Source organism: Nocardioides halotolerans DSM 19273 (assembly GCF_000422805.1).
Lineage (GTDB): Bacteria > Actinomycetota > Actinomycetes > Propionibacteriales > Nocardioidaceae > Nocardioides > Nocardioides halotolerans.
The window spans coordinates 25,235-39,797 of sequence record NZ_AUGT01000026.1 but is presented as its reverse complement, the minus strand read 5'-3'; the positions used below and the strand labels follow the sequence as shown (position 1 = coordinate 39,797).

Sequence of the window (14,563 nt, the reverse complement as noted above, 5' to 3'; positions counted from 1 at the left end):
ACCGTAAGGAACTCCATCCGGTCAGGACCAGTTTCACCGGGTACCCGGTGAAACTGCCCGGCGCCACCAGCGGCGCTTCGCCCGCGGCCGGGCCGCCTCCTCGGCGAGCAGCTTCCTGGCCTTGGCGCGCTGCTCGGCCAGTCGGGCCGTACGCCGCTCGCGCCAGCCCGCGACCTCCTCGTCGACGTCGCGCGGCATCGTGACCAGGGGCGGCCCCTCGGGCAGCCGGTAGCGCGCGGCGACGACCCGCTTGTTGAAGTCCTCGACGTGGCGGCGCACCTCGCCCTCGACGTTGAGCCTGTCGAGGGTGGCGGCCAGCTCGGCGTCCTCCTTGCGCAGCGCCAGGCTCGGCGGCAGCACGGCGACGTTCTCGCGCTCGACGAGCTTCTTGAGCCACCAGTTCGGGTCGTGGGAGTCGCCGAGGTCCTTGATCGGCTTGCCCGCGCCGGGCAGGTCGTCGAAGTCGCCGCGCTCCATCGCCTGGCGCACCTGGAGGTCGACCCACGTGTGCTGCTGGGCCATGCGCGCCCGGGCCGCCGCGCGGCTCTCGGCACGCGACCGGGGCGTCGCCTCGGGTCGCTCGCGCCGGTCTCCGGTCACGCCTCCAGTGTAGGTGGCGCCCCCGGCTCGGGGCCGCGCGGCATCAGCCACAGCGCCACCGCGGCCAGGAGGGCCGCGACCGCGCAGATCGCCCAGACGGTGAGGTAGCCCGACAGCGGGGCGTGGCCCTTGACGGGGTCCTTGATCGAGCCGGCCGAGGCGAGGCAGATCGCGAAGACCGACGACGCGATCGCTCCGCCGACGGTCTTGGTCGCGTTGGTCATGCCGGTCGCGAACCCGGTGCGGTCGGCAGGTGCCGCAGCCGCGGCGGTCGCCGGCAGCGCGGCGACCAGGGCGCCGGACCCGACGCCGGCGATCGCCATGTTGAGCAGCGCCTGGCCGGTCGAGTCGTGCAGCGGGAGCCAGAGCCCGTAGCCGACGGCGACCAGCAGGGCGCCCAGCACCAGCGCGCCGCGCGGACCCAGCAGCCGCGCCGTCAGGGGCAGGGTGAAGGCGCCGATCGCGAGGAACACGACGTACACCCCGATCAGCGTCGAGACGAACGACGCGTCGGCGCCCAGGCCGTAGCCCGCGGTGTCGGGGTCGGTGCGGGCGAACGTCGAAAGAGGGATCTGGGCTCCGAGCACCGACATGCCGAACAGGAACGCCGTGAGCTGCACCGGCCACTGCCCGGGGCTCGCGAGCAGGCGCACGTCGACCATCGGCTCGGGGTGCCCGAGCTCGTAGCGCGCGAAGGGCACGAGCGCGAGCAGGCCGAGCGCGACGAGCGCCCATGCGAGCGGCGAGCCGGGACCCTGGACGCGGATCGCGATCAGCCCGCCCATCACCAGTCCCAGCGCAGCGGTGATCAGCACCAGCCCGCCCCAGTCGTAGCCGCCGGTGGCGTCACCCGGGACGTCCTCGATGCCCCACCAGACGACGAAGAAGACCGCGGTCACCACGATCGCGGGCAGCGCCAGCAGGAAGCCCATCGACGTCGCCTCCACCAGCGCGCCGGAGGTGAGCGCGCCGATGATCACCGCGAGCTCGAGCGCGCCGACCAGGATGGCGGCAGCCCGCCGGGTGAGCACCGCCTGCCGTCCGGTGCCGGCGGTGCGGCGGTGGATGATCGCGATCTCGAGCGGCAGCCAGACGACGTACGCGCCCTGGACCGCCCACCCGACCAGGAACGTCGTGAAGCCCGGCGCGAACGCGAGCACCCAGCTGCCGAGCGCGGTGACCGCGGTCGAGACCAGCAGAACCTTCTTGTGGCCGACCAGGTCGCCGAGGCGGGCCAGCGGCGGCACGACCAGCGCGGAGACGACCAGCTGCGCCGCCTCGAACCAGTTGACGTCGGCGTCCTTGATGACGAGGTGGTCGGCGATGTCGCTGTAGATCGGCGTGTAGTACCCCTGCAGCACGCCGCTCGCCAGCTCGACGCAGACGAGGAAGCCGACGATCGCGAACAGCCCGTGCACCGGCCGGACCGGAGCGGGCGCGACGGCGCTCACGAGGCGCTCACGAGGCGCTCACGAGGGGAGGCGCTCGATCAGGCGCTGGTACCACCGCACGCCGTCGAGGAAGTCGTCGACGCCGAGGTGCTCGTCGTAGGAGTGGATGGCCTCGCGCTGCGCCTTGGTCATCCGGAACGGCGCGAAGCGGTAGACGCGCTCGCAGATCGCGGTGAACGTGCGCGAGTCGGTGGCGGCCATCATGACGTACGGCGCGGGGACGGTGTCCGGGAAGACCTCGCCGATCGTGGTCTCGATGAGGTCGAACGCCTCGTCGGTGTGGCCGTCGGTGGAGTACGGCGAGAGGGGGCACGGCTCGAAGACCTCGACGACGTCGATCTCCACGCGGTCGTCGCCGATCACCTTGCGCAGGTGGGCGAGCACCGACTCCGAGGTGTCGCCGAGCATGATCCGGATGTTGACGCCGGCGGTCGCGGTCGCGGCGATGACGTTGAGGGCCGGGCTGCCCTGCAACGTCGTGACGGCGAACGTCGTGCGCACCATCGCCGCCGACTCGGGCCCGAGGGCGGTGAGCACCTTCGGCAGCGCCGGTCCGAGCCGCCCGGCGTTCGCCAGCAGGGGGCGGAGGGCGAGGGGCGCGTGCGGGGCGAGCCGCCGGAACAGTTCGACCGTCGGCGCGGGCAGGCTGCTGGGCATCGGCGAGCGGTCGAGACGGGTGATCGCTCTGGCGAGGCGGGCGGTCGGCCCCATCCGGGCCGGGGTCGAGGCGTGGCCGCCGCGGCCCTCGACCCGCAGCCGCACCGACATGACGCCCTTCTCGGTCACGCCCACGACGCCGACCGGCCTGCCGACGCCGGTGAACGCGTCGTGCGCGATCGCGCCGCCCTCGTCGACGACGAACCACGGCCGGACGCCGCGCTCGCGGAGCGCGTCGACGGCGCCCTCGGCCGCCGTGCCGAACACCTCCTCGTCGCAGCCGAAGGACAGCCAGACGTCCTGGGCCGGCACGACGTCGCGCTCGAGCAGCGTCTCGACCGCCTCGCAGATCGCGACGAGGCTGCCCTTGTCGTCGAGGGTGCCGCGCCCCCAGACCTGCCCGTCGACGACCGCGCCGCTGAAGGCGTCGTGCTGCCAGGTGCCCTCGACCGGCACCACGTCGAGGTGGGCCATCAGCACGACCGGCCGCGCGTCGCTCGCGCCCCTCCAGTGGAAGAGCAGCCCGTGGGTGTGCACCCGGGTGAGCTCGAGCCGCTCGTGGACCAGCGGGAACTGCCGCGCGAGCTCCACGACGAAATCGTCGAACGCCGCGGTGTCGACCTGCTCGGGGTCGAGCCGCGAGACGGTCGGGATCCGGATGAGCGCCTGCAGCCTCTGCACGGCGCGTGGCAGCCCGTCTCCTCCCTCGGTCCCTCCCTCGGTCATGGCGGGACCCTAGTGCCCTCGGGGCTGCGATCCCCGGGGCTCGGCGAGAACGGCGTCCCTCAGCCGCGGGCGGCCTGACCCCAGTGACCACGGTGCACGAGCTCGTCGAGCGGACGGCGCGTGCGCGTGCGCGGCGAGCCGGACGGCGCCTCGCCGCCGGCGCGGTGGCCGATCGTGATCACGCCGACCGGGTCGTGGTCGTCGGGGATGCCGAACGCCTCGCGCACGGCGGCGTCCTTGTCTGGCGGGACGCCGATGAAGCAGCTGCCGAGGCCGGCGTCGGTCGCCGTCTGGAGGATGAGCAGGGCCGCCATCGCGGCGTCCATGTGCCAGAACGGCATCGGCCAGCGCGACTCGTCCTGGTCGGTCCAGCCCTTGTCGTCCTCGGCGTAGCGCCGGAGGTAGGTCGCCTTGCTGGAGCACGGGAGGATCACGACCGGGGCGCCCATCATCCCGGCGAGCCAGCTGTCGGGCTCGTCGAGGTCGTCGGCGGTGGCGGCCCAGAAGCGGCGTACGTCCTCGGGCTGCTCGAGCACCAGGAACGCCCACCCCTGGCTGAACCCCGCGCTCGGCGCGCGCACCGCGTTGGCGAGCGCCCGGTCGACGACGGCCGGGTCGACCGCCTCGTCGCTGTAGTCGCGGACCATGCGGCGGCGGCGTACGACGTCTTGAAACTCCATGCGCCACAGTCTGGCTCACGCGCCCTCGATCTCGGATCCGAGACCCTCGCTCGCGGCGTGCTGGTGGCAGCGCGGCGCCGGCTGTCGTTGGATGAAGGGGTGCCTGACGATTTCGAGCGGATGTGGTCCGACCTGGCACCCGTCGGCCGGTCCGCCACCTCGGGCGGCTACTTCCGCCAGCCGTTCACCGCTCCCGAGCGCGAGCTCGCCGACTGGTTCCGCGAGCAGGCGCGCGCCCGCGGCCTCGCGCTGGACTCCGACGCCACCGGGAACCTCGTGGCGTGGTGGGACCCGGACGGTGGGATAGTCCCTGACGTTTTGGCCGTCGACCCGCCGGATTCCGTGTCACAACGTCAGGGACTATCCCGGACCGGGGGCGTGCTCACCGGCTCCCACCTCGACTCCGTGCTGGACGGCGGGGCGTACGACGGACCGCTGGGGGTCGTCTCGGCGCTGGCGGCCGTCGACGAGCTGAGGGAGCGCGGGGTCGTGCCGGCCAGGCCGATCGGGGTGTCGGTGTTCGTGGAGGAGGAGGGGTCGCGGTTCGGGCTGGCGTGCCTGGGGTCGCGGCTGGCGAGCGGGGCGATCGAGTGGGAGAAGGCGCGCGGACTGCGCGACCGTGACGGCGTGGCGTTCGAGGAGGTCGTCGAGGGCGGCGGCCCGGGGCTGCTGGACGGCGTCGAGATGTTCGTGGAGCTGCACGTCGAGCAGGGCCGCGACCTCGTCGACCGCGGGGCGGCCGTGGGCGTGGCCAGCGAGATCTGGCCGCACGGGCGCTACCGGTTCGACTTCCGGGGCGAGGCCAACCACGCGGGCACGACGCGGATGGAGGACCGCGTCGACCCGATGCTGACCTACGCGATGACCGCGCTGGCCGCCAACAAGCAGGCGCGGCTGGCGGGCGAGCGGGCGACGTTCGGCCGCGTCGAGGTGACGCCCAACGGCACCAACGCCGTCCCGTCGCAGGTGCTCGCCTGGCTCGACGCGCGCTGCTCGTCGGAAGCAGCGCTGGGCGAGCTCGTCGAGACCGTCACCCGGCAGGCGACCGAGCGCGCCGAGCGCGACGGGACCGCGGTCGAGGTGACCGCCGAGTCGGTCTCGGACGCGGTCACCTTCGACCCTGCGCTGGCCGCGCGGATCGCCGCCGACCACGAGTCGGGCGACTGGCCGGTGATCCCGACCGCAGCCGGCCACGACGCCGGGATCCTCGCGGCACAAGGGATCCCGACCGCGATGCTGTTCGTCCGCAACCCCACCGGCGTCTCGCACTCGCCGGCCGAGACCGCGTCGATCCCCGACTGCCTGGCCGGCGTGCACGCGCTGGCCGAGACGCTGGAGAGGCTGGCGACGTGAGTTCGTCCTACCTCCTCGAGCGCGCCTGGGTTGGCGGCGCCGTCCACGACGACGTGCTGGTCGAGATCGCGGACGGCAGGTTCGCCTCGGTGGTGCTGACCCGACGAAACTCCCCCTTATCGGACGGAGTTCCATCCGGTCAGCGCCAGTTTCACCGGGTACCCGGTGAAACTGCCCGGCTCCCCGGCCTCACTCTCCCCGGCCTCGTCAACGACCACAGCCACGCGTTCCACCGCGCGCTGCGCGGCCGGACCCAGCGCGAGCGGGGCACGTTCTGGACCTGGCGCGAGCAGATGTACGCCGTGGCGGAGCGTCTCGAGCCCGACACCTACCGCGCCCTCGCCCGCGCTGCGTACCGCGAGATGGTGGCCGCGGGCTACACGAGCGTGACCGAGTTCCACTACGTCCACCACCGGCCCGACGGCACGGCGTACGCCAGCCCGAACGCGATGGGCGACGCGCTGCGCCAGGCCGCCGAGGACGCCGGCATCAGGATCACGCTGCTCGACACGTGCTACGTGAGCAGCGGCTTCGGCGCACCGCCCGAAGGCGTGCAGCGCCGCTACTCCGACGGCGACGCCGAGGCGTGGGCCGCGCGGGCCGGCGACGGGCCGGCGGCGATCCACTCGGTGCGCGCGGTGCCGCGCGAGCAGCTGCCGGTCTTCCGAGGCCGGGCGCCGCTGCACGTGCACCTGTCCGAGCAGGCCGCCGAGAACGACGCCTGCCTCGCGGCGTACGGCGTCACTCCGGCCCGGCTGCTGCACGAGGCCGACCTGCTCGGCCCCGGCACCACGGTCGTGCACGCGACGCACCTCACCGGCGACGACATCGAGCTGCTCGGCACCACCGGCACCCGCGTCTGCATCACCCCGACCACCGAGCGCGACCTCGCCGACGGGATCGGCCCGGCCCGCCGGCTGCACGAGGCGGGCTGCCCGGTCACCATCGGCAGCGACAGCCACGCGGTCGTCGACCCGTTCGAGGAGCTGCGTGGACTGGAGATGGACGAGCGGCTCGCGACCGGCGAGCGCGGCCACTGGACCGCCGCCGAGCTGCTCGCGGTGGGCACCGCGGGGCGGGGCATCGAGGTCGGCGCCGAGGCCGACCTCGTCACCCTCGACACCAGCACGCCGCGCACGGCGGGCACCGGCGCCGACGAGCACACCGCTGTGTTCGCGGCGACGGCAGCCGACGTCAGCCAGGTGGTCGTCGGCGGGCGCGTCGTGTTCACGAGGGGCGACGAGCAGGAGATCGGGCGCGAGCTCGACGACGCGATCGGAGCGCTCCGGTGACGGCCACGACCCTCATCACCCACATCGGCGAGCTGGTCACCAACGACCCGCAACGATCGACGGCGGCCGACGACCTCCTCGGCACCATCGTCGACGCCGCCGTCGTCGTCGAGGGCAGCACGGTCGCCTGGGTGGGGCCTGCGGCCGACGCGCCAGCGGCCGACGAGCAGGTCGACGCCGGGGGCCGGGCCGTGCTGCCGGGCTTCGTCGACAGCCACAGCCACCTCGTCTTCGCGGGAGATCGCGCTGCGGAGTTCGCGGCGCGGATGGCGGGGGAGTCCTACGCCGCCGGCGGCATCCGCACCACCGTCGCCGCGACCCGCGCCGCGACCGACGAGCAGCTCACCGCGCACGTCGCCAGGCTGGTGCAGGAGATGACCCGGCAGGGCACCACGACGGTCGAGATCAAGTCCGGCTACGGCCTCACCGTGCACGACGAGGCCCGCAGCCTGGCGGTGGCGCGGCAGTTCACCGACGAGACGACGTTCCTCGGCGCGCACGTCGTCCCGGCCGAGTACGCCGGCGACCCCGCTGGTTACGTCGACCTCGTGACCGGGCCGATGCTCGAGGCCGCGGCGCCCTACGCCCGCTGGGTCGACGCCTTCTGCGAGACCGGAGCCTTCGACGCCGACCAGGCGCGGGCCGTGCTCGAGGCGGGTGCGGCCCACGGCCTGAGGGGCCGGCTGCACGCCAGCCAGCTCGGACCCGGCCCGGGCGTGCTGCTCGCGGCCGAGCTGGGGCTGGCCGCGGTCGACCACTGCACCTACCTCACCGATGCCGACGTCGACGCGCTCCGCGACAGCGGCACCGTCGCCACGCTGCTGCCCGGCGTGGAGTTCTCGACCCGCCAGCCCTACCCCGACGCGCGGCGGCTGCTCGACGCCGGAGTAGCCGTCGCGCTGGCCAGCGACTGCAACCCGGGCTCGAGCTTCACCAGCTCGGTGCCGCTGTGCATCGCGCTCGCCGTCCGCGAGATGGGGATGATCCCGGCCGAGGCCGTGCACGCCGCGACCGCGGGCGGTGCGCGCGCCCTCGACCGCGACGACGTCGGCCGCATCGCGGTCGGCTCGCGGGCCGACCTGGTGCTGCTCGACGCCCCGTCGCACGTGCACCTCGCCTACCGCCCCGGCGTACCGCTCGTCGCCGGCACGTGGCTCGGCGGCCGCCCCGTCGGGCCCTGACGGGGCCGTACCGACCGCCCACCCCCTCAGTCACCGGTGGGGCCGGTGTGACGCATGAGGTGCCTCCTACGCGTGCTCGGCGGCATCGGTGTCGTGCTTAGGGGTTCGCGTCCGTGGACCTGGTGCCAGAGATAAGGCACCTTCCCGATGTGGGTGCCTACCTCAGGCGGCGATCTTTGTGATCACCAGGCAGCACCGGAACACCGACTGAGGAGCACACCAGAGATGTACAACACCTTCGAGACCTACCAGGCCGAGATCGAGTACCGCAGCAACCGGGCTCGCAAGGAGGTCGGCCGCCACGGTCGCCGCGTGCGGATGCCGTTCGTACGCCGACCCGCCGAGGCCACGCGCACGCCGCGCTGACCGCGCACCGCCACCGAGATCGAGCTCGGATGAGCATCGACACGGCGCCGGACAGGAAAACGGTGCACGACCTCACAACTGAACAAGGGATCATGGACGGTGTGGCTGTACACACGACCAGCCGGACCTTGATCGGCAGAGACGCCGAGCTGACGGAGATCGCTTCGTTGCTCGGCGTCTCGTCGTCGGCGGACGACGCGGAGCGGACCGTGCCTCCGCGGCACGTCGTGCTCTCTGGTGACGCCGGCGTGGGCAAGACCCGGCTGCTGGTCGAGCTCCGCGACCTCGCGGTCGAGGAGGGGTGGCGCGTGTTCGCCGGGCACTGCCTGGACTTCGGCGACAGCGCGCTCCCCTACCTGCCCTTCTCCGAGGTGCTCGGCCGGCTCCAGGCCGAGCTGCCCGAGGTCGTCGCGCGAGTCGCCGAGGCCCACCCCGCGCTCGCGCGTCTCCAGCCCGGACGACGGGTGCTGGTGCCCGCCGAGGGCACGCCCGGCCGCATCGAGGGCGAGAGCGTCGACCGTGCGGACCTGTTCGCCGCGGTGCACACGCTCCTGGGCGAGGCAGCCGCGGAGGCGCCGCTGCTCCTGGTGATCGAGGACTGCCACTGGGCCGACCAGTCCACGCGCGACCTGCTCAGCTTCCTGTTCTCCCGGCCGTTCGAGGGCGCCGGCGAGGGCCGGGTGGCGATCGTGGCGTCGTACCGCTCCGACGACCTGCACCGCCGCCACCCGCTGCGCCGCCAGGTCGCCGAGTGGTCCCGTCTCGGCGGCGTCGAGCGGCTCCAGCTCGCCCCGCTCGGCGACGAGCACGTCCGGTTGCTCATCGCCAGCCTCTCGCCCGACTCCATGCGCGAGAAGGAGCTGAGCGCGATCGTGCGCCGCGCCGAGGGCAACGCGTTCTTCGTCGAGGAGCTCGTCGGCGCCGCCACCCAGCCGGGCAGCTGGGTGCCCGACGAGCTCGCCGACGTGCTGCTCGTGCGCCTCGACCGGCTCAACGAGGCGGCCCGCCAGGTCGTGCGCGTCGCGAGCGTCGCCGGCCGCAAGGTGGCCCACGACCTGCTGGTCGCGGCGTCCGGGGTGCCCGTCGACTCGCTCGAGGAGGGTCTGCGCCAGGCCGTCGAGATGAACCTCCTGGTGCCCGGCGAAGGCACCTACTCCTTCCGCCACGCGCTGCTCGGCGAGGCGGTCTACGACGACCTGCTGCCCGGCGAGCGGGTGCGGCTGCACGCGCAGTACGCCGAGGCGCTCAAGGAGGGCATGGGCCGCGGCACCGCCGCGGAGCTGGCCCGGCACGCCCGGCTGGCCCACGACCTCGAGACCGCCCTCGACGCCAGCATCCGCGCGGGCGACGAGGCGACCGCGGTGGCCGGCCCCGACGAGGCGGCCCACCACTACGAGCAGGCGCTCGAGCTGCTCGCCGACCCGCGGCGCCGCTCGACCTGCCAGATCGACATCTCCAAGCTGTCGGTCAGCGCGGCCGAGGCGCTCACGGCGTCGGGCCAGCCGACCCGCGCCGCGGCCCTGCTCGCCGAGCAGCTCGCGGCGCTCGCCCCCGACGCCCCGCCCGGGTGGCGGGCCCGCATGCTGGCCGCGCAGGCCGACGTCGTGATCCTCACAGAGAGCCCCGACCTCGACCCCTGCGAGCTCGTGCAGCAGGCCGTCGACCTGCTGCCCGAGGACGCCGGCGGGCTGCGTGCGAAGGTGCTCGCGATCCAGGCGCGGGTGCTCACCGGCTACGGGCGCTACGACGAGGCGCAGGCCGCCGGGCTCGACGCGCTGGCGCTGGCCGAGCGGCTCGACCTGCACGAGCTCGCCGCCGACGTCATCACCACCCTCAGCCAGCTCAAGAAGGCCGGTCCGAAGGACGCGCTCCGCTCCGCGCTGGTCGAGGCCGTCCACCGCGCGGTCGAGACCGGCGCGCTGCGCGCCGAGCTGCGTGCCCGCTACTTCCTGGGCCGCTCCTACCAGGACTGGGCGGAGTGGGCCCAGGCCGAGACGTGGTTCCGCAGCGCGATGAAGTCCGCCGCCGACGCCGGCGTCCCCTACGGCCCCTGGGGCTGGGAGTCGCGGTGGCAGCTGGCGTGGATCAAGAGCGTCGACGGCGACTGGGACGAGGCATTGCGGCTGGCCGACACCAGCAACGAGCAGGTGCCGCCGATCCCGGCGGCCCTGGTCGCCGGCGTCGCGCTGCTCGTGGAGTCCGGCCGCGGCGAGCCCGTGGCCGAGCGCGCCCGGGCCCTGCGCCGGTTCTGGGAGCTCGAGGGCGGCGTGGCGATCAACTCCGTCGTCGCCGAGATGGCCGACGCCGCGCGCGCCGACGACCCGATCAAGGTCATCGGCGTCTACGACGACGCCGTGACGGTGCTCGGCCGGATCTGGCACCCGTGGTTCAGCGCCCGCATCCGGCTCGCCGCGATCGCGACCGGCGCGGTGGCCGATGCGCTGCCCCGACTCAGCGGCGCGGAGCGCACCGAGCTGATGGCCGAGGTGGAGCGGCTGCACGGCGACGGCCACGTCGTGCTCCAGAAGTACACCGACCCCTCCGGTCACTGGGGCCCGGAGGGCCGGGCGTGGGTGAAGCGGCTCGACGCCGAGACCCTGCGCGCCCGCTGGCTCTCCGGGGTCGACGCGCCCACGCAGGACGACCTCGTCCAGGTCTGGCGCGAGGCCGCCGACCTCTACGAGGAGTTCGGGCACGTCCACGAGCTCGCCACGGTCCGGGCGGTGCTCGCCGGCATCCTGCGCTCCACCGGTGACACCGCGGGCGCCCGCGAGCTCGCCGACCAGGCCCGCGAGGTCGCCCACCGGCTGGGCGCCGTACCCCTCCTCGATCGGTTGCGCGCCCAGGGCAGCGCGCCGGCGCGCGCCGACGGATCCGCGTCCGACACCCTCACCGCGCGCGAGTCCGAGATCCTGGCGCTGGTCGCCGAGGGCCGCTCCAACGGCGAGATCGGCAAGCAGCTGTTCATCAGCGCCAAGACGGTCTCGGTGCACGTGTCCAACATCCTGGCCAAGCTCAACGCGTCAGGACGCACCGAGGCGGCCGCGATCGCCCGGCGGCGCGGGCTGATCCCGGGCTGATCCGCGGCTGACCGGCTCGCGGTGTGTACACCGAGGCCCAGGGGTACTTGACTGGTCCCACACCGACCCACTGGAGGACACATGACCACCACTCCCGAAGAGCCGCTCGGCGACGACGACATGACCACGGCCCCGTCCGGTGACGCCGGGCTCGGCGGCGGCGACGCGGACGGCACGGACGGTGGCGACGCCGACGGCACCGACGGCGACTCGACCGACGGCGACTCGACCGACAGCACCGACGGTGACTCCGGCGACGCCGACGGCACCGACGGCGACTCGACCGACACGACCGACGGGGACGCCTCCTGAGCGCTCTCCAACAGCTCACCGGTGACGCCCAGACCTTCCGCGAGAAGGTCTGGGCGTCGCAGGTCCACCACCACGAGGTCGACCCCGACGAGCTGGCGGCGTACTTCTCCCTCGACGACGCCGACCGCCTGCTGACCGCGACCGGGATCCGCACGCCGAGCGTCCGGCTGGTGCGCGACGGCACGGTGCTGCCCGAGAAGGACTACACGCGCGGCGCCACGCTCGCGGGCCGCGCGCTGACCGGGCTGGTCGACGGGCGCACCGCGGTCGAGGAGTTCCGCAACGGCGCGACCGTGGTCTTCCAGGGCCTGCACCGCTCGTTCCCGCCGCTGGTCGACCTGATCTCCGAGCTCGAGCTCGAGCTCGGCCACCCCTGCCAGGCCAACGCCTACCTCACCCCGCCCGGGTCGCAGGGCTTCGCGGTGCACTCCGACACCCACGACGTGTTCGTGCTGCAGACCGCCGGCACCAAGCAGTGGGAGCTGCACCCCGTCGGCGCCGCCGCCGAGGAGCCACTGCTCGAGCCCGGCCACGTGATGTACCTCCCCACCGGCACCCCGCACGCCGCACGCGCGCAGGACACGGTCTCGCTGCACATCACGATCGGCATCAACCAGCTCACCTGGCGCGGCCTGGTCGAGCGGTCGCTCAGGTCGCTGACCGAGGGCGTGCCGGCCGAGCACCTCCCGGCCGGCTACCTCGACGACCCGCAGGCCCTCGCCCACCAGCTGGGCCGGCACCTCTCCGACGTGGCCGACCGGCTGCGGGCGGTCGACCCGAGCGAGGCGGTGCAGGCCGAGGTACGCCGCTTCCTCACCTCGCGGCCGCCACGTCTCGAGGGCGCGCTGGTCGACGGCCTCGGCCTAGACGCGATCGACGACGAGACCCTGCTGCGCCGCCGCCCCGGCCACCCCCTGGTGCTCGTCGACCGCGCGGACGGCGAGCGGGTCGAGGTGCTGCTCGGCGACCGCAGCATGGACGTGCCTGCCCGGATCCGGGAGGCCCTCGAGGTGGTCCGCGACCGCTCCGAGCTGCGCCCCCGCGACCTGCCGCTCGACGAGCAGAGCCGGCTGGTCCTGGCCCGTCGGCTGGTCCGGGAGGGGCTGCTCAGGGTCGTCACCGGATGATGGGTGCCATGCCCTTCCGATGCGCGGTCGCCAGTGAGGAGCGCAGCGAGACGATGGCCGGCACCGCGTCGACGGTGCGGTCCTTCCTGCTGGTGGAGCACCCCGGTCCGTGGGGCGAGGACGCGCTGCGCGACGCACGCATGCCGCCGGGCATCGGGCCCGAGCTGCGCGAGCGCACCGCTGCGACCCGCACCAAGGTGCTGCTGATCCGGCGCCCGTCCGGGGCGTCGAAGGCCACCGCGGGCGTGCGGGTCTTCGCGGCGTACGCGCACCACGCCGAGCCCTGGTTGGAGACCGCCGTCCTCGACGACCTCGCCGGTGTCCACGACCTCGACCTCGAGACGCTCGCCGAGGGCCGCTCCCTCGGGCTGGCGCGGCACGCCGACCCAGTGCTCGCGGTCTGCACCCACGGCCGGCACGACGCGTGCTGCGCCGAGCGCGGCCGGCCGGTCGCGGCCGGGCTTGCCGAGGCGTTCCCCGACGAGACCTGGGAGTGCTCGCACATCGGCGGCGACCGGTTCGCCGGCAACGTGCTCGTCCTCCCGCACGGTCTCTACTACGGGCGCCTCGAGCCCGACACGGCGCGCGGGATGGCGCGGCTGCTGGCCGCCGGCGAGGTCGACCTCGACCACCTGCGCGGCCGATCGGGGCTGGCCACGCCGCTGCAGGCCGCCGAGGCCGCGCTGCGCCGCCACGTCGACGAGCGCCGCCTCGACTCGGTGCGCTTCGTCTCCCGGCACGTCAGCGACGGGCACACAGACGCGGTCTTCGACGTCCGCGGACGCCGCTACGCCGTGACCGTGACCACCACCCGCGGCGAGGACGTGCAGCAGCTCACCTGCCGGGCGCTGCGCCACAATCCGGTGATGCACCACGAGGTCCACGAGATCCGGGCGCTTCCATGAGGAAGGCCGCGGCGCTGCTGGGTGCCAGCCACCCCGGGCCGGCGTTCGCGGTCACGCTGCTCGCCGGCCTGCTCGCCGGCGCGGTCGGGCTCGGGCCGGGGCGGATCGCCCTGGTGGTCGCGGCCGTCCTCGCCGGCCAGCTCTCGATCGGCTGGTCCAACGACCTCGTCGACCTCGCCCGCGACCGCAGCGTCGGTCGCGCCGACAAGCCGCTCGTCGACGGGCGGGTCTCCGAGCGCACGGTCCGGGTGGCGTGCGGCCTGGCTCTCGTCGCCACGGTCCCGCTGTCGCTCGCGTGCGGCTGGCTGCCGGGACTCGTCCACCTCGTCTGCGTCGCTGCCGGCTGGGTCTACAACCTGGGCGCAAAGGCGACGCCGTGGTCGTGGCTTCCCTACGCCGTCGCGTTCGGCGGCCTGCCGGCGTTCGTCTCCCTGACCGACAACCCCGACCAGGCGCCGCCGCTGTGGCTGCCGCTGGCCGGCGCGCTGCTCGGGGTCGGGGCGCACTTCGTCAACGTGCTGCCCGACCTGGCCGACGACGCCGCCACCGGCGTCCGCGGGCTGCCGCACCGGCTCGGCGCGCGCTGGAGCCCGGTCGTCTCCGCGCTCGTCCTCGTCTCGGCGGCCGTCGTGATCGTGGTCGGCGCACCGGTCGACAACATCGCTCTCGCCGTCACAGCACTGGTGATCACGGCCGGTCTCGCGGTGGTCGCGCTCGTCGCACAGGGGCGGACCCCGTTTAGAGCGGCCATCGCGATGGCACTGGTGGACGTGGCGATGCTGGTGTGGGCTCGATGAACACCCCACGAAACTCTTCGCGCCGAGCGCTGCGCG

13 protein-coding genes are annotated in these 14,563 nt (G+C 74.1%); 9 read left to right on the top strand and 4 right to left on the bottom strand.

The genetic code is table 11. The features are described from left to right. Positions 1-33 precede the first annotated feature (33 nt). The 4 genes from G514_RS0108670 to G514_RS0108655 are packed head-to-tail and all read right to left on the bottom strand — an operon-like array spanning position 34 to position 4,114. Positions 34-600 carry a DnaJ family domain-containing protein gene (locus G514_RS0108670; RefSeq protein ID WP_028651437.1) on the bottom strand — a complete coding sequence of 189 codons (567 nt, stop codon included), beginning with the start codon at positions 598-600 and terminating at the stop codon, positions 34-36. After that, positions 597-2,051, bottom strand: a complete 1,455-nt coding sequence (locus tag G514_RS25680) for an MFS transporter (protein ID WP_051247141.1) — start codon at positions 2,049-2,051, stop codon at positions 597-599. Before G514_RS25680 ends, G514_RS0108670 begins: the two co-directional genes overlap by 4 nt. An 18-nt stretch (positions 2,052-2,069) precedes the next feature. Continuing rightward, positions 2,070-3,434, bottom strand: coding sequence for a M20/M25/M40 family metallo-hydrolase (locus tag G514_RS0108660; protein ID WP_028651436.1), 1,365 nt, complete (start codon positions 3,432-3,434; stop codon positions 2,070-2,072). Between the two features lie 59 nt (positions 3,435-3,493). Then, complete coding sequence (locus tag G514_RS0108655; RefSeq protein ID WP_028651435.1) at positions 3,494-4,114, bottom strand: nitroreductase family protein; 621 nt, start codon at positions 4,112-4,114, stop codon at positions 3,494-3,496. Positions 4,115-4,213: 99 nt separating this feature from the next. On the opposite strand from G514_RS0108655, the gene G514_RS0108650 reads away from it, so the two are divergent. From G514_RS0108650 to G514_RS0108610, 9 genes are all read left to right on the top strand, one after another. Then, a complete protein-coding gene (locus G514_RS0108650) occupies positions 4,214-5,467 on the top strand; it encodes an allantoate amidohydrolase (protein WP_028651434.1) in 1,254 nt (417 codons plus the stop codon). After that, a complete protein-coding gene (locus G514_RS0108645; protein WP_028651433.1) occupies positions 5,464-6,759 on the top strand; it encodes a formimidoylglutamate deiminase in 1,296 nt (431 codons plus the stop codon). The genes G514_RS0108650 and G514_RS0108645 overlap by 4 nt, the downstream gene beginning before the upstream one ends. Beyond that, complete coding sequence (gene hutI, locus G514_RS0108640) at positions 6,756-7,940, top strand: imidazolonepropionase (protein ID WP_028651432.1); 1,185 nt, start codon at positions 6,756-6,758, stop codon at positions 7,938-7,940. The genes G514_RS0108645 and hutI overlap by 4 nt, the downstream gene beginning before the upstream one ends. 225 nt (positions 7,941-8,165) lie before the next feature. Further along, the gene (locus G514_RS30205; RefSeq protein ID WP_157544669.1) at positions 8,166-8,306 is read left to right on the top strand and encodes a hypothetical protein; all 141 of its coding nucleotides are present in this window, start codon (positions 8,166-8,168) and stop codon (positions 8,304-8,306) included. A 101-nt stretch (positions 8,307-8,407) separates the two neighbouring features. Beyond that, positions 8,408-11,386 carry a helix-turn-helix transcriptional regulator gene (locus G514_RS0108630; RefSeq protein WP_169576343.1) on the top strand — a complete coding sequence of 993 codons (2,979 nt, stop codon included), beginning with the start codon at positions 8,408-8,410 and terminating at the stop codon, positions 11,384-11,386. A gap of 81 nt (positions 11,387-11,467) precedes the next feature. Further along, positions 11,468-11,698 (top strand): hypothetical protein, encoded by a 231-nt coding sequence (locus G514_RS0108625; protein ID WP_028651430.1) that lies wholly within the window; start codon positions 11,468-11,470, stop codon positions 11,696-11,698. A gap of 170 nt (positions 11,699-11,868) precedes the next feature. Continuing rightward, a complete protein-coding gene (locus tag G514_RS0108620; protein ID WP_342662571.1) occupies positions 11,869-12,825 on the top strand; it encodes a JmjC domain-containing protein in 957 nt (318 codons plus the stop codon). An 8-nt stretch (positions 12,826-12,833) separates the two neighbouring features. Then, positions 12,834-13,730: a ferredoxin family protein gene (locus G514_RS0108615; protein ID WP_036564195.1), complete on the top strand. Its 897-nt coding sequence runs from the start codon at positions 12,834-12,836 to the stop codon at positions 13,728-13,730. After that, a complete protein-coding gene (locus G514_RS0108610; RefSeq protein WP_028651427.1) occupies positions 13,727-14,527 on the top strand; it encodes a UbiA family prenyltransferase in 801 nt (266 codons plus the stop codon). Before G514_RS0108615 ends, G514_RS0108610 begins: the two co-directional genes overlap by 4 nt. Positions 14,528-14,563 lie beyond the last annotated feature (36 nt).